The 22,932-nt window shown below is 67.4% G+C and carries 21 protein-coding genes; 9 read left to right on the top strand and 12 right to left on the bottom strand.

Annotated features, from left to right (window positions below):
• Positions 1–19 precede the first annotated feature (19 nt).
• Positions 20–796 carry a glutaminyl-peptide cyclotransferase gene (locus ACFWPK_RS08760; RefSeq protein ID WP_378913995.1) on the bottom strand — a complete coding sequence of 259 codons (777 nt, stop codon included), beginning with the start codon at positions 794–796 and terminating at the stop codon, positions 20–22.
• A gap of 17 nt (positions 797–813) precedes the next feature.
• Between ACFWPK_RS08760 and ACFWPK_RS08765 the strand changes: the two genes are divergently transcribed.
• A complete protein-coding gene (locus tag ACFWPK_RS08765; RefSeq protein ID WP_378913996.1) occupies positions 814–2,304 on the top strand; it encodes a DUF3027 domain-containing protein in 1,491 nt (496 codons plus the stop codon).
• Positions 2,301–5,390: a sacsin N-terminal ATP-binding-like domain-containing protein gene (locus tag ACFWPK_RS08770; RefSeq protein WP_378914057.1), complete on the top strand. Its 3,090-nt coding sequence runs from the start codon at positions 2,301–2,303 to the stop codon at positions 5,388–5,390. Before ACFWPK_RS08765 ends, ACFWPK_RS08770 begins: the two co-directional genes overlap by 4 nt.
• Positions 5,391–5,412: 22 nt before the next feature.
• Here ACFWPK_RS08770 and ACFWPK_RS08775 read toward each other — a convergent pair whose 3' ends face one another.
• Positions 5,413–6,222: a TetR/AcrR family transcriptional regulator gene (locus tag ACFWPK_RS08775; RefSeq protein ID WP_378913997.1), complete on the bottom strand. Its 810-nt coding sequence runs from the start codon at positions 6,220–6,222 to the stop codon at positions 5,413–5,415.
• On the opposite strand from ACFWPK_RS08775, the gene ACFWPK_RS08780 reads away from it, so the two are divergent.
• Positions 6,158–8,182, top strand: coding sequence for a neutral/alkaline ceramidase (locus tag ACFWPK_RS08780; protein WP_378913998.1), 2,025 nt, complete (start codon positions 6,158–6,160; stop codon positions 8,180–8,182). The genes ACFWPK_RS08775 and ACFWPK_RS08780 overlap by 65 nt on opposite strands.
• Here ACFWPK_RS08780 and ACFWPK_RS08785 read toward each other — a convergent pair.
• A complete protein-coding gene (locus ACFWPK_RS08785) occupies positions 8,179–8,439 on the bottom strand; it encodes a DUF2530 domain-containing protein (protein ID WP_378913999.1) in 261 nt (86 codons plus the stop codon). The two genes, ACFWPK_RS08780 and ACFWPK_RS08785, sit on opposite strands and share 4 nt — an antisense overlap.
• 62 nt (positions 8,440–8,501) lie before the next feature.
• Between ACFWPK_RS08785 and ACFWPK_RS08790 the strand changes: the two genes are divergently transcribed.
• Complete coding sequence (locus ACFWPK_RS08790) at positions 8,502–8,939, top strand: MarR family winged helix-turn-helix transcriptional regulator (RefSeq protein WP_378914000.1); 438 nt, start codon at positions 8,502–8,504, stop codon at positions 8,937–8,939.
• On the opposite strand, the gene ACFWPK_RS08795 is transcribed toward ACFWPK_RS08790, so the two are convergent.
• Positions 8,940–9,341 (bottom strand): YccF domain-containing protein, encoded by a 402-nt coding sequence (locus ACFWPK_RS08795; RefSeq protein WP_378914001.1) that lies wholly within the window; start codon positions 9,339–9,341, stop codon positions 8,940–8,942.
• A 25-nt stretch (positions 9,342–9,366) separates the two neighbouring features.
• On the opposite strand from ACFWPK_RS08795, the gene ACFWPK_RS08800 reads away from it, so the two are divergent.
• Both ACFWPK_RS08800 and ACFWPK_RS08805 read left to right on the top strand, forming a co-directional pair.
• Positions 9,367–10,170 carry a TrmH family RNA methyltransferase gene (locus ACFWPK_RS08800; protein WP_378914002.1) on the top strand — a complete coding sequence of 268 codons (804 nt, stop codon included), beginning with the start codon at positions 9,367–9,369 and terminating at the stop codon, positions 10,168–10,170.
• Positions 10,167–10,466, top strand: coding sequence for a DUF2537 domain-containing protein (locus tag ACFWPK_RS08805; protein ID WP_378914003.1), 300 nt, complete (start codon positions 10,167–10,169; stop codon positions 10,464–10,466). The genes ACFWPK_RS08800 and ACFWPK_RS08805 overlap by 4 nt, the downstream gene beginning before the upstream one ends.
• Before the next feature lie 4 nt (positions 10,467–10,470).
• On the opposite strand, the gene ACFWPK_RS08810 is transcribed toward ACFWPK_RS08805, so the two are convergent.
• The 4 genes from ACFWPK_RS08810 to ACFWPK_RS08825 form a co-directional block, all read right to left on the bottom strand.
• The gene (locus ACFWPK_RS08810) at positions 10,471–11,208 is read right to left on the bottom strand and encodes a DUF6928 family protein (RefSeq protein WP_378914004.1); all 738 of its coding nucleotides are present in this window, start codon (positions 11,206–11,208) and stop codon (positions 10,471–10,473) included.
• Positions 11,209–11,645: 437 nt separating this feature from the next.
• Positions 11,646–12,059: a heme-binding protein gene (locus tag ACFWPK_RS08815; protein ID WP_378914005.1), complete on the bottom strand. Its 414-nt coding sequence runs from the start codon at positions 12,057–12,059 to the stop codon at positions 11,646–11,648.
• Positions 12,056–12,616 carry a type 1 glutamine amidotransferase domain-containing protein gene (locus tag ACFWPK_RS08820; RefSeq protein WP_378914006.1) on the bottom strand — a complete coding sequence of 187 codons (561 nt, stop codon included), beginning with the start codon at positions 12,614–12,616 and terminating at the stop codon, positions 12,056–12,058. The genes ACFWPK_RS08815 and ACFWPK_RS08820 overlap by 4 nt, the downstream gene beginning before the upstream one ends.
• Before the next feature lie 30 nt (positions 12,617–12,646).
• Positions 12,647–13,786 carry a glutathione-independent formaldehyde dehydrogenase gene (locus ACFWPK_RS08825; RefSeq protein ID WP_378914007.1) on the bottom strand — a complete coding sequence of 380 codons (1,140 nt, stop codon included), beginning with the start codon at positions 13,784–13,786 and terminating at the stop codon, positions 12,647–12,649.
• Between the two features lie 339 nt (positions 13,787–14,125).
• Here ACFWPK_RS08825 and ACFWPK_RS08830 point away from each other — a divergent pair, with 339 nt between their 5' ends.
• The 3 genes from ACFWPK_RS08830 to ACFWPK_RS08840 all read left to right on the top strand — a co-directional run bounded on the left by ACFWPK_RS08830 (position 14,126) and on the right by ACFWPK_RS08840 (position 15,983).
• Positions 14,126–14,422, top strand: a complete 297-nt coding sequence (locus ACFWPK_RS08830) for a putative quinol monooxygenase (protein ID WP_378914008.1) — start codon at positions 14,126–14,128, stop codon at positions 14,420–14,422.
• A 762-nt stretch (positions 14,423–15,184) separates the two neighbouring features.
• On the top strand, positions 15,185–15,631 hold the full coding sequence (locus tag ACFWPK_RS08835; protein ID WP_378914009.1) for a hypothetical protein: 447 nt from the start codon (positions 15,185–15,187) through the stop codon (positions 15,629–15,631).
• Positions 15,624–15,983 carry a hypothetical protein gene (locus ACFWPK_RS08840; RefSeq protein ID WP_378914010.1) on the top strand — a complete coding sequence of 120 codons (360 nt, stop codon included), beginning with the start codon at positions 15,624–15,626 and terminating at the stop codon, positions 15,981–15,983. Before ACFWPK_RS08835 ends, ACFWPK_RS08840 begins: the two co-directional genes overlap by 8 nt.
• A 139-nt stretch (positions 15,984–16,122) precedes the next feature.
• Here ACFWPK_RS08840 and ACFWPK_RS08845 read toward each other — a convergent pair whose 3' ends face one another.
• The 4 genes from ACFWPK_RS08845 to ACFWPK_RS08860 form a co-directional block, all read right to left on the bottom strand.
• Complete coding sequence (locus ACFWPK_RS08845) at positions 16,123–17,523, bottom strand: hypothetical protein (RefSeq protein ID WP_378914011.1); 1,401 nt, start codon at positions 17,521–17,523, stop codon at positions 16,123–16,125.
• Between the two features lie 89 nt (positions 17,524–17,612).
• Complete coding sequence (locus tag ACFWPK_RS08850; protein ID WP_378914012.1) at positions 17,613–17,861, bottom strand: helix-turn-helix transcriptional regulator; 249 nt, start codon at positions 17,859–17,861, stop codon at positions 17,613–17,615.
• 311 nt (positions 17,862–18,172) lie between these two features.
• Positions 18,173–21,121, bottom strand: coding sequence for a PrgI family mobile element protein (locus tag ACFWPK_RS08855; RefSeq protein ID WP_378914013.1), 2,949 nt, complete (start codon positions 21,119–21,121; stop codon positions 18,173–18,175).
• Positions 21,118–22,932, bottom strand: a complete 1,815-nt coding sequence (locus tag ACFWPK_RS08860) for a hypothetical protein (protein WP_378914014.1) — start codon at positions 22,930–22,932, stop codon at positions 21,118–21,120. Before ACFWPK_RS08860 ends, ACFWPK_RS08855 begins: the two co-directional genes overlap by 4 nt.

Genomic DNA, 22,932 nt, shown 5'->3' on the forward strand with positions numbered 1-22,932 from the left:
CAATGTCGGCCACACCCTGTTATTTCCCGAGGAACCGCACTTCGAAAATGCGCGGCCAGTACTTTCCGGTCAGCAGGAACCGATCGGTGCCGGGCAGGTGAGCGATGCCGTTGAGCACATCGGCGCCCGCTCGTTCGGCGGGCGTGAGCAGCCCGCCCGCCTCGATGACGGCGAGAACCCGGCCGCTCTGGGGATCGATGTGCAGTATTTCGTCCGTCGGGTAGTTGTTCGCGTAGACCGTGCCGTCTTCGGCGCAGTCGAGCTCGTTCGGCTTCGGATCGCCGTAGCCGGACAGGGTCACCGAACCGGTCTGCGCGAAGGTCACCGGGTCGCGGAAGGTGAGCGTGCCGGTGCCGTCGCTCATCACCAGCCGGTGTGGCTGCGCGCACAAACCCCAGCCCTCACCCGCGTAGTCGGCGCGACCGGTTTCGGCGAGGGTCACCGGGTCGCGGGCGATGGCGAAGCCGTCCTTCCAGGTCAGCTGCCAGACGATCGCGCCCGCCCTGGTCATGCCCTCGCCGAACACCCGGCCGGGCAGGTCGACACGAGCGGTTTCGGTGCCCGTGCGCTGGTCGGCGGCCCGCGCGGTCGACACGCCCCACATGCCGGTGCTCTCGTAGCGGACGCCGTCGACCACTTCCAGGCCCTGGGTGAAGGCCTTCGGATCATGCGGTGACGAGCCGATCACCTCGACTCGCAAGCGGGGCGGTCCGGGCTCGCCGGGTCCGCCACAAGCCCCCGCGCCGAGCACACTGACCAGCGCTGCGACGGCCAACGAACTGCGATTGCACTTCATACGGCAAAATGTATGCCGTGAGCGCAGTATCTGTTTCGGAGTCCGGCGTGCGTCCCGTTCTGGCCGACGCGGCCGAGGTCGCACGTCGTGCGCTCGTCGCGTTGGAACCCGACGGGGTAGGAGTCCATCTGGGGGTGAGCGCCGAGGACGACACCGCGGCCACCCACCGGTTCGAGGCGACCCTGCCCGGCTACCGCGGCTGGCAGTGGGCCGTCGTCGTCGCCGCGCCCCCCGGCGCCGACCACGCGACGGTCAGCGAGTCGGCGTTGCTGCCTGCCCTCGACGCCCTGATCGCCCCCGATTTCATCCCGTGGGACCAGCGGGTCCGCCCCGGCGACCTCGGCCCCGGCGACCTGCTCGCCGCGCCCACCGACGACCCCCGCCTCGTCCCCGGCTACGTGGCCACGGGCGATCCGGTGATCGACGAGGTGGCCCGCGAGGTCGGCCTCGGCCGCGTGCAGGTGCTCAGCGTCGAAGGCCGCGCCGATGCCGCCGAGCGCTGGTTCACCGAGTTCGGTCCCGACACCGAAATGGCCAAGGCCGCTCCGTCGACCTGCGGCTTGTGCGGCTTCTACCTGCCGTTGGCCGGCGCCCTGCGCGAGTCCTTCGGCGTCTGCGGCAATGCGATGGGCGCCGACGGGCACGTTGTCCACGTCGCCTACGGCTGCGGCGCGCACTCCGACGTGGTCGCCCCCAGCGGCAACGGTTCGCCCCTGTACGAGGCCTTCGACGACCACGCGGTGGATTTCGTCGAGATCGTCCGGCCCGCGGTCGAGGATGCGATCGACAAGGCCGCGCCCGCCGACGACCAGGCACCGGTGGTCGACGATGCCGCGGCTGAACACGCCGACCCCGCCACGGTGGTCGTGGAGGTCGTCGCCGAGACGACCACCGACCCGGCGATCGAGGTCGTCGAGGTTACAGCTGAAACGATCGCCGACCCGGCCACCTCGGCCTCCGAGTCCGCGACCGAGCAGAGTCCTGCTGACACGTTGACCGAGGTCGGCGTGGCCGCGGCAGAGCAGGCGGGCGATCAGCAGGAGACCGCTGAGGCGGAAGCAGTCGCCGCGGTGGCGGCCGAGCGTTCGGCGCTCGCCGAGGGTGCGCTGCCGGAGTCGGCCGAAGAGGTCGTCACGGCCGAGATCGCCCCGATTGCCGAGGTTGCCGCTGAGACTGTCGCGACCGACCTCGCCATCGATGCCGCGACCGACGCCGACGTCGAGCCGACTGCTGAGGTCGAGCCGACTGCAGAGGCCGAGCCGACCGCTGAGGCCGAGCCGACTGCAGAAGTCGAGCCGACTGCAGAAGTCGAGCCGACCGCCGACAACGAGCCGACCGCCGACAACGAGCCGACCGCTGAGGTCGTGGCGGACGCCGACACTGCTTCGGGCATGGCGGAGACCGCCACGGTCAGCGAGCAGGCGGACGTGAGTGCCGATGCGCCCACGGAAGGCGATGCCGCGGAGTCCGCTGGTGTCAGTGAGCACGGATCGTCGGTGTCGCGCTGAACGGAGCGGGGGACCCGTTCGGTACCGCGCAGCTGCGGGCCGGAGTACTCGCGGCGTGGCGGGATTCGCCGACGCGGTTGCGGGAGGACAGTGCCAGTGAGGCGGATCTGGTGGCCGCGGGCTACCGGGATCGGTTGCTCACCGAGCTCGCGCAGAACGCGGCCGACGCCGCGGCGAAGGCAGGTGTCGAGGGTGCGCTGATCGTGCGGGTGCTCGACGGGCGCTTGCATGTCGCGAATACCGGTGCGCCACTGAGTGTTTCCGGTGTGCACGCGTTGACGGCACTGCGTGCCTCCGGAAAGGCCGACACCACGCAGGTCGGCCGCTTCGGTGTCGGCTTCACCGCGGTGCGCGCCGTCGGCGACGAGATCGAGATCCGCTCCACGACCGGATCCATCCGCTTCTCCCGCATGGCGACGCTGAACGCCTTGCACGACACCGGCATCGGCGTCCCCGAAGACCTGGCCGCGATCGCACCCCCGGTCCTGCGACTGGCCTGGCCGGTGCCGACCACCCCGCTCGCGGGCACCGACACCGAGATCGTCGTCCACCTCCGCGACGACATCGACCCCGAAGCCCTGCTCGACGCCATGCGCGCCGAGGCTCCCGACCTCCTGATGGAACTGCCTGCCCTACAGCGCATCCGAATCGAAAACGACGAATTCACCAGCGCGATAACCATCCTCGCCACCAACCCGCAATCCGCTGAAGCCGCGGCCGGTGAGACCGGCACCCTGTCCCAGCTGGCAATCACCCTCCCGTCCGGTGCCCGCCGAACGTGGTGGCAGTACCGCACGCCCAGGGCCCGCTGGCTACTCCCACTTCGAGACGGCCGCCCCACCGCCACCGCCCCGGACATCCTGCGCGCCCCCACCCGCTCCGACGAGGAACTCTCCCTCCCCGCGATCCTGGTCGCCGACATCCCCATGCAACCCGATCGCCGCCGCCTCCTCCCCGGCGCCCGCCTCACCGAATTGGCAACGGGTTACGCGGATTTCGCCCGTGCGCTCCCGCCCCGAGACCGCCTCGTCCTGGTCCCCACCCCCGGCTTCGCCCGCAGCGAGGCCGACGCGATCCTCCGCGAAGCCCTGATCACCGAGCTTCGCACCAACCCCTGGCTCCCTGTCTGTGCCACTCGCAACACCGAACCAGCAGACCCGTTCGACCCCATGGAACCCACACCGGGCGATGGACCCGGCGCGACTGACGAATCGGCAGTGCCCGGCGGCGACACACACGGCCTCGCCGCCCCCGTCGGTCCCGGTGAATCCGCGCCGGTCGCAGACCTCATGGATCTCCTCGCAGCCGACGAATCCGAATCGGCCGGTAGCGACACCCACACCACAACATTCGGGCTGGGTGAATCCGCGCCGTACGGCGACCCTTTCGCGTCGGCGGAGTCGGCCACGTACGGGCAGGCCGGAGCGGACTTGCCATGTAGCACGCCGACCAGGGCGAGCGTATTCCCCGATCTCACACCGGAATTGGCGGCGATTCTGGCCGAGATCACCGGGCCACTGGTGATTCCGGAGCTGTCCGGCCGCGCCGGTCAGGACAAGCTGGCGGTCCTCGATGTCCATCGGCTCGGGCCCGCTGCCCTGGCCGACCTGTCGAGCGGACTGGAACGTGAACCACGGTGGTGGCGGCGGTTCTACGCCACCCTTGAACCGTTCGTCGTCGACACCAGGACCGCCGAGGAGTTCGGCGCGCTGGCCGTGCCGCTGACCGACGGGCGGTTGGTCACCGGGCCGCGGACCGTGGTGCTCGATGATCAGCTCACCGTGGCGGTACCGGTGCACTGGGCTCGCCTGGTCCACCCGGACGCCACCCACCCGCTCCTCGGTCGGCTGGGGGCCCGCAGCGCGAGTTCGGACGACCTGCTCACCGATCCAGCCCTGCGCGACCTGCTCGAGCACGATCCGGCCGACCCGGACACCGTCGCCGCCGTCCTCCAGCTGGCACCTTTCGCCTCCGCCGATTCGCTACCGGACTGGCTCGGCCTCCTCGAACTGCCCGACGACACCGGCGAACTCCGCCCGGCCGACGAGCTCCTGCTCCCCGGAGCCCCGCTGGCCGACATCCTGGCCGCGGACTCACCCTTCGGCACCATCGCCGACACCGCGGTCGCCGAATACGGCGAGCAAGCCTTGCGCGCGATCGGTGTCGGGTGGGGTTTCGCGATTCTCACCGATCCGGAGCCGATCGGGCCCGACCACGACCTCGACGACGAACAGTCCTGGTGGAACAGCCTTTCCGACGATCCGCGCGAGCTCACAGCGGTCCGCGATCTGGACCTGGTCGACGAAGACCGCTGGCCGCAAGCCTTGCGCCACTTGCTGTCCGAGCCGCGCACCCGCGCGCTGCTCGCCGATCGCGACGGCTACACCACCTGGTGGCTGCACCGCCACGCCCACATCGACGGCATTCCGCTGGGCAGGCTCCACCATCCCGACGACAACGAATTCGCCGGGCTCCTACCGGTTTTCGCGGCGATCGGCATCGAGGGCACCGACCTCGACACCTTGCGTCCCGTTCTCGTGCGCCCCGACGTCATGTCCGCCGCGCTGGCCGAGGAACTCCTCGACGCACTGGCCGATCCATCGAAAACCCCTGCCCCCGAGATGATCGCCCGAACCAATGCCCGCCTGGCCGCCGCGGTCGCGGCAGGCGTCCTCGACCCGCGCGAACTCGATCTCCCCGAGCAGGTCCGCGCCTTGTCCGGCGATGTCGTCGACGTGAGCACCGTCATGGTCCTCGACCAGCCCTGTTTCGGTCTGGTCGTCCCCCCGGCGCGCCTCGTCGTCGGCGACACGGCACACGCCGAGGCACTGGCCACCCTGCTGGACCTACCGCTGGTCTCGGAGGAGATCAGCGCCGAGGTGCTCGGCACCGGCCGCCGAAGCACCTGGGCCGCCGAACCGCTGGGCGTGGTGCTTCGCCAGCTGTGGTCCCCGCAGGACGTCACCGGCGAACTGGTCGTGCACGAGACCCTCGAAGTGCATCTGCGCGGCGCGATCTCGGGCACCGTCCACGTCCCGTGGTGGTGCGAAGGCGACGTCGTCCACGTGCAGGTGCCGCGAGGCTAGTCCGTATGCGCGCCGTGCGGACCTATGCCGCGTGGGCGGTGATCATCTCGGCGAGCAGGTCGAGCTGAGCCTGCACGGACTCACTGTCGTCATCGACCAGCCACCGCAGCACAATCCCGTCGATCACATTGAGCACGAACCGGCTCAGCGTCGTCACCGGCGTGTTCCACTGCGTTTCGGTCACCTCGCGGCAATGATCGATCACATCGGCGATGGTGCTGTCGTTGAACCCGTACTGCTCGCGCGCGATCGCCAGCTTGGCCGGCGTCGACTCACCCTCGCGCAATGCGTAGGTGGTGGTCTCGTAGGTCAGCAACTGTCGTTCGGGAGTGGCTTCGATGTTGCGCCACATCAGTTCCAAACCGCGCCGCACCAATTTCTGAAGTGCTTCTTTTCCTGTTCCGGCGTCTTCCCATACCGATTCATCGGCATCCACGGAATCGCGCAATTCCATGGACAGCGCTTTGACCAGCTCGGTCATCAGCGCGTCCTTGTTTTCGAAACAGTAATGCACCACACCTAGCGAGACGCCCGCCGCTTGGGCGACATCGCGCGTGGTCACGCCCGCCACGCCCTTTTTCTCGGCGAGACCGATCGCTGCCTCGATCAGGTGGGCTCGTCGTTCTTCGACGCTCAATCGGGAGGACACTGTGCGAGTTAAGCGCTCACGCAACGAACAGTCAATTCGCCGGTCCGCCAGAAAATCCTGGACATTTGACCAGTTGATGTGGTTGTCTCCGACATGGAAGTCGCGAAGGAGTCGCCCGATGTCCCTGTCCCGCCGCACGATGCTCGCTGCCTCGGCACTGAGTGCCACAGCGCTGCCCGTCATCTCGAGTATGGGAATGCCAGTGGCGCATGCGAATCCGGATGGATTCGAATTCGGGCTCGGTATCGCCGACCTCACGGGCCCGGCCGCGGAATGCGGGATGATGGGCTACTCCCAACTCGAACAGACCACAGCGGGAATTCATCTGCGCCCGCGGGCTCGTGCGTTCGTGATCGGTGCGCGCGGAAATCGGATCGCGTTCGTCGCGGTGGAGAATGGCGCGGTGTTCGGCTCGGTACACGGCGCGGTGCTGCTCGCACTCGCACGCCGTTTCGGTGATCGGTATTCCGAACGAAATGTCGTACTCACCTCCACGCACACCCACGCGAGTTGTGGTGGTTCCGCGCACGACTACGCCTACACGCTGGCGACGCTGGGATTTCAGCAACAGGTCTTCGACGCCGAGGTCGACGGGATCGTGGAGGCGATCGTCGCGGCCGACGCGGACTTCGCGCCGGGTGCCATCTCCCTCGGCCGCGCCCAGCTGCACGACGCCAGCGTGAACCGCTCGCGCGTGGCCTTCGACCGCAATCCGGCCGCCGATCGCACGGTCTTCCCCGACGCGATCGACCCCGCGGTCACCACGCTGGTGTTCGCCAGGAAAGGCCGTCAGGTCGGTGCGCTCACCTGGTTCGCCACCCACAACACCTCGATGACCAACGCGAACCGCCTGATCAGCTCCGACAACAAGGGCTACGCCAGCTACGCCGCCGAACACCTCGAACACGGGGTCCGCCACCTCGACGGTGCCGGCTTCATCGCCGCCTTCGCGCAGACCAACGCCGGTGACATGTCCCCCAATCTCGCCCTCACCCCTGGCAACGGACCGACCACCGACGAGTTCGCCAACACCAGGATCCTCGGCGAACGCCAGCACCACGCGGCGAAAGAGGCCGCGGCGCAGGGCACCGCGCAGCAGGCCGAGGTCGCCTCGATGCTGTGCTACATCGACCTCGCCGCGCTCACGATCGACGGCCGCTTCACCCCCGACGGCGCCCCGCGCCGCACCTCCCCGGCCGCGGCCGGGGTCTCCCTGGCGGCGGGCAGCGTCGAGGACGGCCCCGGCCTGCCCGGCGGCCCGATCCCCGAAGGCGTGCGCAACCCGATGGTCGACTTCCTCGGCGGCATCGACCAACCGCACCCCGCGTGGCTCGCCGACGCCCAGGCCCCCAAAGCGATCTTCGCCCCGCTCGGGCTGATGCCGCCGGTGCCGTGGGTGCCGAATGTGGTGCCGATCCAGCTGATTCGCATCGGCGACCTGTATCTGGCCGCCGCGGGCGCGGAATTCACGATCGTGGCCGGGCTGCGCGTGCGGCGCGCGGTGGCGGCGGTGCTCGGCGTCGAGCTGGAACAGGTGCTGCTACAGGGCTATTCGAACAGCTACCACGAATACGTCACCACCCCTGAGGAATACGACGCGCAGCAGTACGAGGGCGCCTCGACCTTGTTCGGCCGCTACACGCTGTGTGGGTATGTGCAGGAATTCACAAGGCTGGCGGAGGCATTCGCCTCAGGGCATACGGTCGGGCGCGGCCCGGCACCGCGCGATGTCTCGGCGCTACAGCCGAACTTCGCCGCCGCGCCAGGGCCTGACGCGACCCCGCAGGGCCGTGGCTTCGGCGATGTCCTGATCCAGCCGTCGTCGTGTGGACGCGGCGAACAGGCGGCCGTCGAATTCGTCTCGGCCCACCCGAAACACAATCCGCGCCGCGGCGACACCTTCCTGCACGTGCAGCGAAAGACCGCGGCGGGCTGGGCGAGGGTAGCCAACGAAGGCGAATGGGACGTCCGCTTCCACTGGCGCAAAGAGGGCGCCGCGGTCTCGATCGCCCGCTTCACCTGGGACATCCCCGCGACGGCCGAACCCGGCGCGCACCGATTCGTGCACTACGCCGACGCCTTGGGCGCTGACGGCACGCTGCGCCCCATCACCGGGACCAGCGACGAATTCGAGGTGACCTAGTCGGTATCGAGCCCTACCTGAGCACCCTTGTCCCCACGCCGCGCGGAACGCCGCTGCAAGAGGAAGATCGACGAACCCAGCACGCCGACAACGAGCCCCATCAGGCACACCAGGCGGGCATCGGCCCAGCTATCGTTCATCCACACGACCACGGTCGCGATAGCCCACAGGGCGAAGCCGCCCAGCACAACGGGGCGCGGGTCGACCAGGATTCGGGGCAGTTGAGGTATCTCGGGACTGACAGGTCCGGCATCCATACCCAAACAGTAGCCGTGTGAAACCCGTCAGCACAGCCGGATTTACCGTAGAGTTCTGCACTGTGACAACGCCATCGGACGTCCGTGCCCTGGCCGGTGACCTTTCACTGGCCGTAGTGCGGCTCACGAGACACCTGCGCGGGCGCCGTACCGACGCGCAGATCTCGCTTACTCAGCTGTCGGCTCTGGCGACGCTGGCTCGTGATGGCGCGATGACGCCCGGCGCGCTGGCGGGCAAAGAACGCGTGCAACCACCGTCGATGACCCGCGTCATCGCCTCGCTTTCCGACCTGGACCTGGTCCAACGCCGCCCGCACCCGACCGATGGCAGACAGATCATCGTTTCGCTCTCGTCCGCCGGTCGCGCGCTGATCGCCGACGAGACCAATGCCCGCGAGGTATGGATGACCGGTCAGCTCGCCGGCCTGCGCCCCGAGCAGATCGCGGTGCTCGGGGAAGCCGTCGGCATCATGAACCAGATCGTCGCCGAATCGGAGTGATCAGCCCGGTTGCCGCACCGCATCGGCCGACACCACGTCATGGCCGAGCGGGAACAGCGACAGTGGCACCAGCTTGAGATTCGCCCAGGCGAACGGCAGGCCGATGATCGTCACCGCGAGCGCGATGCTGGTGAACACATGGCCGAGCGCCAGCCACCAACCCGCGAACACGAACCAGATCACATTGCCGATCAACGAGCCCGCGCCCGCGCTCGGTTTGTCGACCACCGTGCGGCCGAACGGCCAGAGCACGTACCCGGCCAGCCGTAGTGAGGCGATCCCGAACGGGATGGTGACGATCAGGATGAAACAGATCAGTGCCGCGAGTAGGTACCCCAGCGCCATCCAGAACCCGCACAGCACCACCCAGAGCACGTTCAAGATCAACTGGACAATCTTCATGCTTCCAGCATGCCAGGATTAGCCGGTGGCCGAAGTGATCGATATCGACGACCCCACCGACCCGCGCGTCGACGACTTCCGTGACCTGTCCAATGCCGACCGCAGGCCGGACCTGCCGGGCCGAAAAGGCCTGGTCATCGCCGAGGGTGTGGTGGTCGTGCAGCGGATGCTCGACTCCCGTTTCGCGCCGAGCGCCCTGCTCGGCGTCGGGAAACGCTTCGAGACACTCGCCGGCGATCTCGCCGATCGGGACCTGCCGTACTACCGCGCGAGCGCGGAGGTGATGGCGGAGGTAGTCGGCTTTCATCTCAACCGCGGGGTACTCGCCGTCGCGCCGCGTCCGGCCGAGCTCACTGTCGAGGAGGTGCTCGACGGCGCGCGCACGGTGGCGGTTCTGGAAGGCGTCAACGATCACGAGAACCTCGGTTCGATGTTCCGCAACGCCGCGGGGCTCGGTGCCGACGCGGTGCTGTTCGGCGATCGGTGCGCCGATCCGCTCTATCGGCGGGCAGTGCGGGTATCGATGGGGCATGTGCTCCGGGTGCCGTTCGCGCAATTGCCGCAGTGGCCGGAGAGCCTGGACCTCTTGCGGAACAAAGGTTTCCAGGTCATCGCGCTGACGCCGAATCCCGAAGCGATGAATCTGGCGACGGCGATGACGGGGGAGCGGGTGGCGCTGCTGCTCGGCGCCGAAGGGCCCGGCTTGACCGAGGAAGCCATGCGCGCCACCGATGTTCGCGCCCGCATCCCGATGTCGCCCGGTACCGATTCGCTCAATGTCGCGACTGCCGCGGCGATGGCGTTCTACGAACGTGTGCGCACCTCATGAGCCAGGAATGTGAGGGACCGTATCGGGCGCAAGCGGATTCGGTGCCGTGGGCGGCGGGCGGCACCGTTGTGGTGCTGGTCGCGCTGCTCGGCGGGGTCGCGGTGTATGCCTTCGGATGCGCGCTGGCCGCGGTCAATCCGCTGCTGGCGATCGCGGTGAACGTGGTGGCCGCGGTGGGGGTGGCGCCGACGGCCTGGCGGTGGCGGTTCACGCCGGTGGTGCGGTGGGTGCTGGCCGGTGCGGCCGCGGCGGTGGTACTCGGCTGGATCGCCGTGATCATCGACGAGATCAGCTGAGGGCTCACACCACCCGATCGACACCGCGCAGCCACCCGAGTAGCCCGCGCTTGCGCCGCGTCGCCGCACCGGGGCGACCCACCAGCACTTGCTTCTGTTCGGGCGCCTGGCCTTTCGGGTACAGCGTGAAACCGCAGACCGCGAGGTCGCCGGGCGCGAGCCGGCCGGGAGCTGCCTGGGTCAGGTAGCGAAAGCCGAGCCATTCGGCATTGGCGGCGTCGGCGAAATCCGGCGGATCGAACGGCAGCGATTGCGGTTCGGGATGATCCTCACCCCGCCACGGCACCGGATGCTCACCCGCCCAGAACGTCCGCTCCCACACCATCGGCAGACCCTCGTTCTCGAGAATGTCCACCCTGGTGGAACTGAACGACCGCCGGAACTCGCCACGCTCCCAATGCGCGAACGCGCCCCAGTGCAGTTTCGAGTCATAGGACACCAGATAGGTGTGCTCGGAAGCGAGTGGCCGCACCAGCAGATCCGGCAGTTTCGTCGGCCGGACCAGCGCCGCCTCGGCCGTACACACCACGGTCAATCCGGGATAGCACCCGATGTAGACCTCGTCCCGATCCGGCGCGGCACAACCACTCAGCGTCCCGACCATGTGCGGGCGAACATCATGGTCCGGATACAGCTGCCCGGCCAGTGCCGCCGCCGCAACAGGATCGGACTCGACGCTTGCGGTCAGCACCGCAACAGGATCAGGAGTATCGACGTACCAGATCGAAGAAGCCGCCGACATCAGCCACCTCCCATCTGGTCCGCTACTCCGCGTATCAAGCCAGACCCAGTCGGGAGTTCCGTCACATCGGCGGCCGACTGTCTGGTCGGTGATATGTCAGCTCGTGCCCGGTGAGTTACCAATGTACTCACCAGAACCGTCGCTACTGGTCACCGTGCCGATACTACTTCGTGCACGGTGGCCATTTGCCATCTAATTGTCATAAATTCGCCCGACGTGCATCCATGGTGCCCAATGGGTGGTATCGCGCCTGGGCCCCGCTCCGGTGAGCAGCGGGTGTCCCAGCGTCGTCGGAGGTCAGTGATATCTGCTGGTTCCGTCCCGTGGATGGTTGTGCCAGTGAAATGTACTTACATCCGAACGGGCATCGACCTGATAGCGAAGTGGCCGTTCGCTGGTCCTGGCCGCGGCGGCGCCCGGTCGACGTTGTTCACTGCTCACATCGCCGCTGCGGCTGCCTCGGCGACGTTCTTGTCTTGCTCCCCGGTGCCGCCGCTGACGCCGACCGCACCGACGACCTGGCCGTTGTGCCGCAGCGGCACACCACCGGCGAAGATCATGATGCGCCCGCCGTTGGAGGCGTGTATCCCGTAGAATTGCTCGCCCGGACCCGCGTTGGCCGCGAGGTCCTCGGTCGAGATGTCCAGCGCCCGCGCAGTGAACGCCTTGTTGATCGAGATGTCGATGCTGCCGATCCAGGCGCCGTCCATCCGCACGTGGGCCACGAGGTTACCGCCGGCATCGACCACCGCAATGTTCGACGGCGACTCGATCTCGGCGGCTTTGGCTTGTCCGGCGGCGATGACCCGCTGCGCATCGTCGAGGGACACCGAGGTCTGGTTCACTGTCATGACGCACCTGCCCCGAGCTTCGCGAACTGCTCGACGATGGCCTGACAGAACGCGGGCAGGTCGTCGGGCGAGCGGCTCGAGATCAGATTCCCGTCGATCGCGACGTCTTCGTCTACGACGTCGACCCCGGCGTTGCGCAGGTCGGTCCGCAGACTCGGGTACGAGGTGAGCGTTCTACCTTTGGCCACACCGGCCTCGACCAGGGTCCAGGGACCGTGGCAGATTACCCCGACCGGCTTTCCCGAGCCGACGAAATCGCGCACGAACGACACCGCCGCCTCCTCGATTCGCAGCTTGTCCGGGTTCACCGTGCCGCCCGGCAGCAGCAAGGCATCGTAGTCGTCGACCGCCGCATCGGACACGGCCCGGTCTACGGTGAACGTCCCGGCCGCGTCGAGGTCGTTGTTGCGTGCCTGGATTTCGCCGGTCTTCGGCGACAGCAGCTCCGTGTGCCCACCGGCTTGTTGCACCGCGTCGCGGGGTCGCTCGAGTTCGACTCTTTCGACCCCGTCGGCAGCCAGTATCGCGATCCGCTTGCCCTGCAGTGACGTTGCCATCGTTTGCCGCTCCTCTCGGTCCTGGCCGCCTCACGGATGCATTACTACTTTGGTCCACCCGTCGTCGCGGGCATCGAAATGCTGGTAGCCGGATTCGGCCTCGGCCAGCGGGAGCTCGTGAGAGACGATCCAGGACGGCTTGGCCCGGCCCTGGTGGATGAGGTCGCGCAGCTGCCGGTTGTAGTGCTTGACGTTGGCCTGTCCGGTACCGACCTTCTGCCCCTTGAACCAAAATTTCCCCATGTCGAAGGCGATCTTGCCGTTGCGTTCGAGTTCGTCGGGGCCGTTTTTGTCCTCGGGCAGGAAGATGCCGACCACACCGATGTGGCCGGTGAACCGCACCGAGTCGACGAGCCGGTTCATGGTCATCGCCGCATCCTCGTTTCCCTGCGGGTCGTGGGCCTGATAGCCGACGCACTCACAACCCTTGTCGGCGCCTTTCCCATTGGTCTGCTCCAGCACCTGCTCGACCGGGTCGCCCGTTGAGTCGTCGATCGGTATGACGCCGATCTGCTCGGCGAGCCTCAGCCGGTCGGGGTGACGGTCGACGATCATCACCTTGCTGGCGCCCTGGATCATCGCCGAATACGCCGCCATCAAGCCCACCGGGCCAGCCCCGTAGACCACCATCGAATCGCCGGGCTGCATGTCGGCCAGGCGGGTGCAGTGCCAACCGGTCGGGAAGATGTCCGACAGCATCACGTAGTCGTTTTCTTTGTCCTGGGCGTCCTCAGGCAGCCGCAGGCAGTTGAAGTCGCCGAACGGCACCCGCAGATACTCGGCCTGTCCGCCCCAGAACGGCCCCATCCCGGCGAAACCATACGCGGCGCCCGCCATCTTCGGATCCGGGTGCACCGTCAGGCAGTATGCGGTCAACCCTTCCTCGCAGTTGCGGCAGAAACCGCAACCAATGTTGAACGGCAGACACACCCGGTCCCCGGTCGAGACCTTGACCACCGCATTGCCCACCTCGGCGACGATCCCCAGGTTCTCGTGACCGAGGACCATCCCTGGCTGCAGATCGGTGCGGCCCTCATACATGTGTAGATCCGACCCGCAAATGTTGCTGCTGGTGATTTTTACCAGTACATCGGTCGGCTGCTCAATCCTCGCATCGGGCACATCCTTCACATGAACCTCACGTGGCCCGTCGTACACAAGCGCTTTCATCTCGACACCTCCTGACATGCGGCGTTTCCGGTTGATGCCCGGCGGCCTCAGGCGGTTACATGTGAGCGACCGACCGAACGAATAGTTCTGCTAAGGGCAGGCGACCCGACAGCGCGCGCAACTGCAGAACTTAGGCACACCGCCAGTTTCGCGTCACGGCCAACCAACCAGCGGGTGCATTCCAGGCGTCGCATTCCCTCCTTGAAGTCTCCTCTTTCGGTTCCACGATGGCTAGGGGTTGAGATTGGTTCATTCATTTTGTGGGCTGCTCCTTCCCTCCACCGGTCGATGGTGTGATGCTGGACCCTGTCCACTACCACCTCGAACAGGAGACTCGACATGGCTACCAAGGCGCTGCTGGTCCGACTCGAAGCCAAGCCCGGCAAGGAAAACGCGGTCGAGGAATTCCTCCGATCGGCGCTGCCACTCGTCGAGCAGGAGCCCGGCACGGAGCCCTGGTTCGCGGTACGGTTCGGACCCTCGACGTTCGGCATCATCGACGCATTCCCAGACCAGGCCGCCCGCGAAACACACCTCAATGGGCCGGTCGGCAAGGCCCTCAGCGAACGCGCCGACGAACTCTTCGCTGCGCCGCCCGACATCAGCAACCTCGACGTACTCGCCAACAAGCTCTGAACCACCGACTGGAAACAGCCCGCCCGCAGCTCGACAACTCACGTCGCCCACGCGACCCCGAGTTCTGACACGCGAGTCCGCCGAACCTGTCGGATCCTTGGTGCACAACGACGAGGTGAGCGCAGCCTGATGGTCACCGGGCCGCCACCAGAGTTCCGCGGAACTCGGGACATCCTCCGCGACCGCCATGCTCACCTGGCCAAAGCAACTCAAATCGGCGAGGACACCGTGCGCCAACCCACCCCGTACTTGGCCTGTAATGCCCTGCCAGCCATCCCAGCTCGGGCGTCACGCCGGATTGCGGCATACAGCTCGACCTTCGTCTGACGGGGCAATGGCGACCTTCTTCCGTGCAAGGTTCGGAATGAAGCACACGCATCCTTACACCGCAACCAAGATCACGACGTCAAAATTCGCCGATACGAACATCTCCCGATTCGGACCGACGCTGACATCCACTGATCGGTGACGTCACAGATTACCGAGAGAACCACGTGGACCGACGACGACGGCGGATGACACCCTGACGAGCTGCTCCCCAAGAGTTGGACTGAGAAATCAGTTCCAATCTTTGGGGTGGAGTCCTACTGTGTCTTCCATCACGCGACGGAACGGTTCGGGGTGGTGCCGCGTCCAACCCGTATGTACCGCCGAGTGATGTTGACGCACAGCCGGTATCCGGCACGGCGTAGGGCCAGCCGCGAAATGTGCACTGTTCGGCTCCGATCGAGAATGGGGGACGGTTAGATGTTTCGTACTTTGATGGTTGCGGTCGCAGCGGGAGTGATCGCGACGGCGGGCACTTTGGCCGGGGCTGGGTCAGCGAACGCCAGCCAGGTGTGGGCGGCCTGCGGGATGTCGTCATCGGAAACCAAGGTGGTCGCGACCTATCCACAAGCGCGCCTGCAGTGCGGAACCGCGAACTGGGGGTTCTTCCACATCAAGGCCCGCCACCTCGATGAATGGCAGAACCTGGCCAACATCGAGGGCAAGAACTGGCGTGACATCGCGGATATGGCGATCGAGAAGTCGTTGACCGCCCCGGACAAGAGTGGCCCGGCCGGTGGCAACAAGTACTGCTATTCCGGGCAGATCTACCTGGTCAACCATGTCAACGGGCGGATCGAGAAGACCGTTCAACCCACCGTTATCGTGGGCGGGGACGGAACGATCATCACAGCGTATCCAGGAGGCGGATGCCGTGGCTGACCCCACCATCGAACAGCTGTCCGAGTCGGTCACCATTGCTGGCGCGGACTGGGGAGCGGAGATAGGCAGAGGCCCTCACGGGCGCTTGCAGATCATCCGCCGCCACGGCGAACTCCTCTATACACCCGTGGAATTCGCTGTCACCGACGCTGAGTTGCGGGCCTACTATCGCCGCATCGCCGAGGAAGCCGAGCGGGGTGCGGCACCGGAACCGGCGTGGGAGTGGTGGATGACGCTGATGTCGACTCACCTCGCTGAGGCACTCCACGACCTGGACCGTGAGAAGCGGGCCTGCGTCGTCATCGTCGGTGACACCGGATTCACCGCCACCCCAGTCGATTCCGATGATTGAGTGGGCCGTTCCCCACACCGTTTGAACTCTGTTGCACCGCACGAATGACCTAGCGGTCGATCGGCCTACAGCAGTGGAAGGGGTGGCACCGCGTTCATTTCGCGGGCCACCCCTTCGACGTGTCTCGGCACGGTCAGCGCTAGCCGGAGCGGCGGCGTGCGACCTCATCGAGCGCGGGTCCGAGTTTGCCGCTGATCATGGCGGTCACGTCGGCGTGTGGCTGGTGGCGTCGCACATACGATTTCCGAAGCACCCGGGAGGTGTTGCCGAGCTGATCGGCGACCTTGGTCACGTCGAGCCCGGCCGAGATGCCCTCGGTACCGAGATGTTTGCGCAAGCTATGGGGTGAGACCCCAGCGGGCAGTCCGAGCGCGGCGGCTAGCCGTCGCCATCGTGCGCCCATGCTCTTGAGGTTGCGCGGCCCGCCGTCGTCGAGGTCGAAGAACAACAAGTCCTGCGGCCAGTTCGCGTCGTCGGGGCGTGGCGGCAACGCCAACCGAACCTTCTTCAACCGGCTTATCCGGGCAGCCAACACATCCAGCACCAACTGCGGCAGCTGGACGGACTTGCTGATGAACTTGTCCTGGTTCAGGTCTTCGGCGTCGTGAGCGGTGTAGTCGGTCCACACCTGCGCCGAACCGTCGCGGGTGCGGACCGCGCCACGCGGGGTCAGGATGCCGGTATCGAAATCGATGTCGGATTCACACACACCCAAGGTCTGACCGAGACGCCACCCGGTCGCCGCGACGAACAGCACCCAGTCCGCGACATCGTAGGTATCGCAGAACTGCGCAACGGTGGGCACCTGATAGTTCCGTGCCGGTTTGACCGCGCGGGCATCGAGGGTGGGGCACGGTGCGGTCGAGGTGTACACGCCGATCAGGAGCCGTTCCACGGTCGCGGAATCCATGAACGCGGCACCGCCACGGCGGCGGGAGAAGTTGGACGGTTTCGGCAACAACGCCTCCCGGACAGGGTTGCCCGGTGGCAGTGCCCCGACACGGATGCCGAACCGGAACATCCCCGACAAGATGTTCTCTTTCAGAATGCGTGGCCCGCTGCCGCCGCGTTCGCGGCCGACGTGGTCGAGCATGTCTTCGATGACGGCGGTGTTGATCAGGCCGATCTCGCGGTGGCCGTACTTGGGGATCACGGTGTCTCGCATCATCGGCTCGTAGTTTTTGATCGTCTCCTCGAGCCGTCCGCGTTTGCGGAGATCGCCTTTGTAGGCAGCCCATAGCTGGGACAGGGTGGAGCGCTTGTTCAGCGCGCCCGCCAAGGTGACCGAGGAGTCGATCCATTCCTGGGCGGCGTCGAGGAACGCGCGGCGGGCGCGTTCGCCGGTGCGGTCGGGTTTGGCACGGCCCCGGGTGTCGGTTTCTGGTGGTGATGAGCGGGTGATGCGGCGGTAGTTGCCGTTCCAATCGCGGGGCCGCCCCGATGCCGTCCACACGCCCGGCTGGCCCGGGTGCGGTTTCAGGTTCGGTTCGGGGACGCTGCCCGGGTCCAGTCCCGGGCGGCCTCGTTTATTCTGTTCCATGCCTCTATTCCTCTGATGGGTTGTGGGGTGCTGGCCTCCGCCGCCCGATGCTGCTAACAACGGGACAAACCGGCGGAGGCCGAGCTTGATCAGGCGGCGGTCGTGCCCCCGCGCTGGGTGTTTTGCTCCTGGTCGGCGATCCAGGCTTCGACGGCGGTGCGTCGGTAGACGACTTTGCGGCCGAGGGAGAAGCAGGCGGGCCCGTATCCCCGGTGTCGCCAGTAGCGCAGGGTCCCGACCGAAAATCCGTACTGCAGTGACAGTTCAGCGGTCGTGAGCCAGTCGTGTCGCCGGGTGTTGTCATGTGAGCTGGCATCGAGGGGTTCGTTGTCAGTCATTCGGAGTCCTTCCTGGGAGAATTGGTGAGCGGGGTTGTTGTGGGCCGGTCGACACGGGTGGGGTCCGGGTCTATCAACGCTCCGTAGCGGCCGAGACGTCAACTACCTTCTCGCGCACCGTTTCTGCCGTTGCCTGCGTCGATATCGGTGTCGGCGGGGCCGATCGGCCGCTAGCGCGGCCAGCGGCCGATTCAGGGCCGGATGCGGTTCCAACGGTGCGGGCGGACCCGCGCGTGCCGGGTGGTTGGGTCGCCCGCACCGTGACGGGGCGGGTTGGTGTTCGATCGCGACGGGACACGTCGAACCCGGTTTCAGGCGGCGCGGTTGTCGGGCATCACCTCTTCCTGCCCGGCGACGTCGATGTCGTCCTCGCCGCGGCGGCCTCGAGCGGTCGTATGCTGGTTGGGTTCGGTGAGCGGTGACAGCGGTGGCGCGGCATCGATGTCGATGTCGGTGTCGAGTTCGGCGCTGCTGGAGGCGATTTCACCGGGATCGGTCGTGATGATCGCGTTCTCCGTGGCGGACGCCAGAGATCCGAACACCGCCCGATCACCGCCGACCGCGAGGAGACCGCTTCCCCTCGCTGCCGAGACCAGGAACTGCTGTTCCCCTTCGGAAAGGTGGAACGCGGTAGCGACCTCGTCGATAGCTTGAGGGGCCTGGCGCAACAGGATCTGGGTCGCGGCGTTGGACACGATCGCACGACCCAGCTCGGTCGAGCACACATCGGCGCAATCCTGGGTAGCCACGGTCAGCCCGGCCCAGTGCTTGCGGAAACTCTTGGCCGCCTTGAACAGAAACCGAGCCCCGGCGGGTTGGCTCAGCAGCAGCCACCCTTCGTCCACGGTGATCATCCGGGGCCGCCGCAAACCCGGGTGCGACACCCTCCGCCACGTCAGGTCCAGCACGAGCAGGGTGCCGATCGTTTTCAGCTCCTCGGGAAGTTCCCGTAGCGAGAACACGATCAGCCCACCGTCAGGATCGGTGGTGGTCGGCCCGTCCAGCAGGGCTCCGTAGGCTCCGCCGTCGACGAACGGATGCAGCCCGGCGGCCAGCTCGGCGGCGGGCGCGCCCATCCGGCTTAGTTGCTCGCGCAGTCCGCTCAAGGTGGGGGCGGGACGGGTCCAGGTAGCCGGGTCTTCGAAGATCCCCGCAGCGGCGTAGGTCGCCGTCAGCGCGGAGTCCAATGCTGTTCTCTGCGCGGCGTTCTGCTCACCGAGCAGAACCTGGATCAGCGTATGCAGGAACAACTTGCGGCGAGTGAGCGCATCGGGCGGAGCGCTGCGGCGTCCGTCGTCTCGGGTGTGGATTTCCAGGTCGAACGGGTTGAGTCGAACGCCGGGAGCGCCGAGGCGGATGTTGGTGCCGCCGACAGATTCGGCGAGGCGGCGGTATTCGTCTTCGGGATCGATCACGATCTGTTCGATCCCCCGATAGAGCGAGCGCAGGATCTCGGTTTTGACCAAATAGGACTTACCCGCACCGGACCGGCCGAGGATCACCAGGTTGTGGTTGTGAGCTTCGGGGGCGAAGCGGTCCACGAACAGCAACCCTGCGGCGGCGTCGCGGCCGTAGAGCACCCCGTGCGGGCGCGCGGCCTGCGCGGGATCGGCGGCGGGTAGCTGTGGGGAGTCGAACGGGAACGCTGCGGCGAGGGCGGTGGTGTCGAAGGTGCGCTGGACTCCGATCAAGTCTTGGCCCAGCGGCAGGGTGGTGGCCCAGGCTTGAGCGGCTCGGTAGGACAGGGTGCAGGTGTCCACGAGCAGGCTGGCCGCCAAGGCCCGCACGGCGGCGACCTCGTCGGCCAGTTCGGCCTCGGATTCGGCGTGCACGCTCAGATACACCCCGACGCGGAACAACCTGGCCTCGGCACGCGCGACCCGGGCGGACAGGTCGGCGGCGTCCTCCACCGCGACATCGACCTGCGGGTCGGTCAGACGGCCTCGGCTCGTGTCGTGCATCCGGGAGGACTCGAGGCGTGCTTGCTGGCGGCGCAACCGGGTGGCGGCGGTGACCGGGTCGACGGGGTCGATGTGGATAGCGACCTCGACCCTCCCAGGATGGGAAAGCAGCGGTGCGAGCCAGCCCGCCGTCACTTCCCTCGGATATCCGGTGACTGCGAGAGTCTGGGTCCAGTCGGAGCCGATTTCCAGATGCCGGGTGCCGATCGTCAGCGATTCCGGCGCGAACCCGGCCTCGCCGGTGAATGGGTCGATGTCTGTGGAGTCGGGGTGGGTGGTGATGATCGCCGAGGGCACGGCGATGTCGGCGGCTGCCGAGACGAGACCCTCGGGATTGGTGCAACTGGTCAGCACGGCCGTGGCTTGCGTGTCGTCGAGCGCTGTGACCGAGATACCCAGTGGGGCCAGGACATCGGCGGCCTCGTTCATGCGGCGCTGTAGCCGTGACTCGGCACCTCGGCGCGCGGCGGCCGAGGGCGCGCGCCGTGCCCGGCCACGTCCGGGCAGCCTGGCCCGGGACCGGGTGGTGGCAAGGCCCTCGGCTGGTTCTCGCCAGATCAGCAGCACCTGGCGGTGGGTCGGGTTCTCCGCTGCGGCCAGCGCGGTGAGGTGGTCGGCGTGGTCGAGAGCGGCAGCGGCCAGATCCGGTGACATCTGCGCTGCGGCGGTGTGCAGGCCGGTGATGTGTTCGGTCAGGTCCAGCCGCGCCGAGCGGACGAGGATCTGGACGGGTTGGCGCAGGGTGTGTAGCCATCCGGCGAGTTGCCCGACGAGGCTGTCCTGTTCGGTCGGGGTGCGTAGGGACAGGTTGAGGGTGCCCGCGACCGCGACGACCGCGAGCCCGTCGGTGCCGAGGTCGATCACCCCGACACCGCCGCTGCCGCTGCCTGTGACCGACTCCGGCAACCGTGCCGCCTGCGCGGTCAACGCCGCCGGAGCGGGCGGCCGGGGCCGGGATCGGGTGGCGCGGTCGGTGATCCACCTCGGCGCCTGGGCCCTGGCGTTGTCGCGCGATGCCACGAGGTGGCGTGGGCGGAGACGGTGACGGATCGCGGCCATAAGCAGCAGGTCGGCCGAGAGGCCGTCGCGGCGGGTCAGAATCGCGACGGTGACGACAACCGCGATCGGAGTGGCGACGACCAGGAAGATCGGGGGCGAGATCACCGCTCTGGTCGCGAGCCATGCCGAGTACAGCAGTAGTCCGGTGGTGGCGAGGACCGCGACCTGGCGGATGGTGAACGGTCCCAGGATCCGGTCGCTGCGCTCGACATCGGCGGGAATGCGCACGATTGTGCTCATCGCAGTGTTCCTCCTCGGGGTGCGCGCGGCGCGCGGCGGCGCACGGGCAGGTCGGGCATCGGCAGGTGTAGTTGCCGCCCGGCCGCGCGCACCGGCGCGGGCGTGGGTGGTGGGGGTGAGATGGTGGGCGGCGGTGCGGGTTTGACCCGGGTCACTGGGAATGGCAGCGGGTACTGGCCGCTGCGTGTGGGCCGGATGCGGGCATAGGGATCGTCCGGTGGAGGTTCCTGGAAATCGAAGGTGAGCTGTTGTGGCAGACGCCGAGGAGCCGCTGGCTCGGGTGCTCGTGCCGGTTGCGGTGGTGGCGAGGGCCTTACCCGGCGCACCGGGATCGGCAGCGGGTACTGACCACCGGCCCCGGGGCGGATACCCCGATAGGGGTCCGGCGGGGTGAAGTCGAACGCGAGTTGGCGTCCACGCGGTGTCCGCGCCGCGCGGGCCGGGGCCGCACTGGTCGAGGCGGCCGGGGCCGGGCCCGGTCGCCGCCGGACTCGGCGCACCCCTTCCAGGGGAAGCATCAGTTGCCCGTCACGAGTGGCGCGCACCCGCGCGTACGGGTCCGGGGGCCCGGATGGGGTAGCGGACCGCTCACGCGGCGCGGCGGCACGCCTGCTCCCAGATGAGGTGCCTTTGAGTAGCCCGAGGGTCTTGTAGGCGAGGTAGCCGCGTGCGATCGACCCGGCGAAGCTGCGGCCCTGGCCGATCTTCATGACCGACAGCAGCCAGAACGGGGTCTTGATCAACACCCCCATCAGCGCCAGCGCCACGATCAGGTTCACGATCCCGTTGGCGTTGGGGCCGAAGATCTCCCATCCGCCCGGGGTGAGGAACACCCGCAACGCCGTCACCAAGGTCAGCGATTGGACGACTTGGATGGCCAGGCACGCGGCGAACGAGCGCCACCACCACCGCGCCACCGCCTCTAAACCGGGCAGGCCGTGGCACATCAACGCCAACGGTGCCGCCACGATCAGCAAGATCGTGATCGCGACCCGCACCACATAGGCGATGACCAACACGACCAGCATCACCACCAGCGCGAGCATCAGCACCAGCCCGAAGCTCTGACTCTGGGCACCGGTCGTGGCCAGCTCGGTCAACCCCGCCGCCGCCGAGTCGGAGTCGAGTCCGTCACCGGCCACAGCGGCGGCGAGGGCGTTGGCGAAGCCGATCGCGGTTGTGGCGATCACCATGCTCATCGCCCCAGCGATGAACCCGACCACCAGCCGAGGTGCGAGTTCGCGCATCGACCACTGTGTTTGCAGGGTCTCGCGCAGCATCAGCAGCACCCCGGCCGCCATCACCAGCAACACATACAGGGCGGTCATGAGTTCCCATGACTGGTTCCACAGCACCCCGATCTGAGGAATCTGCCCGGGTTCCGGTGTGGTGAGCAGGGTCTCGGAGAGCAGCCCGAGCAGCGGGTCGAGCGCGGAATCAACGATCCGCTGGAAGAACCCGTCGATCGCCTTCTCCACGCACCCGGAGATGTTGGAGACCCCGCACTCGGCCGCGCTCGGCCCCGACCGCGGCGAGCCGGTATCACCAGGGGTGGGCGAGGCCGGGGTCGTCGGGACGGCGGTCGTGGTCGAAGGTGGGGTCACCCACCTCGACGGCGGGGTGGTGGTCGGTGCCGGTGTGCTCGGTGTCGGAGTCACCGGGACGGTCGGGGTCGTGGGTTGTGCGGCGGCACCGACCGTGCCGGTGAGCGTGATCAGTAACGCGACGAGCACCGACGCTGCGATACCCGCAGCCTTGCGCAGCGCTCGCGATGTCCTCGGCGCGGAGCGGGTCTGGAGCGGAGCGCGCAT

Origin of the sequence: Nocardia sp. NPDC058519, from assembly GCF_042719755.1 — a bacterium.
Classification (GTDB): Bacteria; Actinomycetota; Actinomycetes; order Mycobacteriales; family Mycobacteriaceae; genus Nocardia.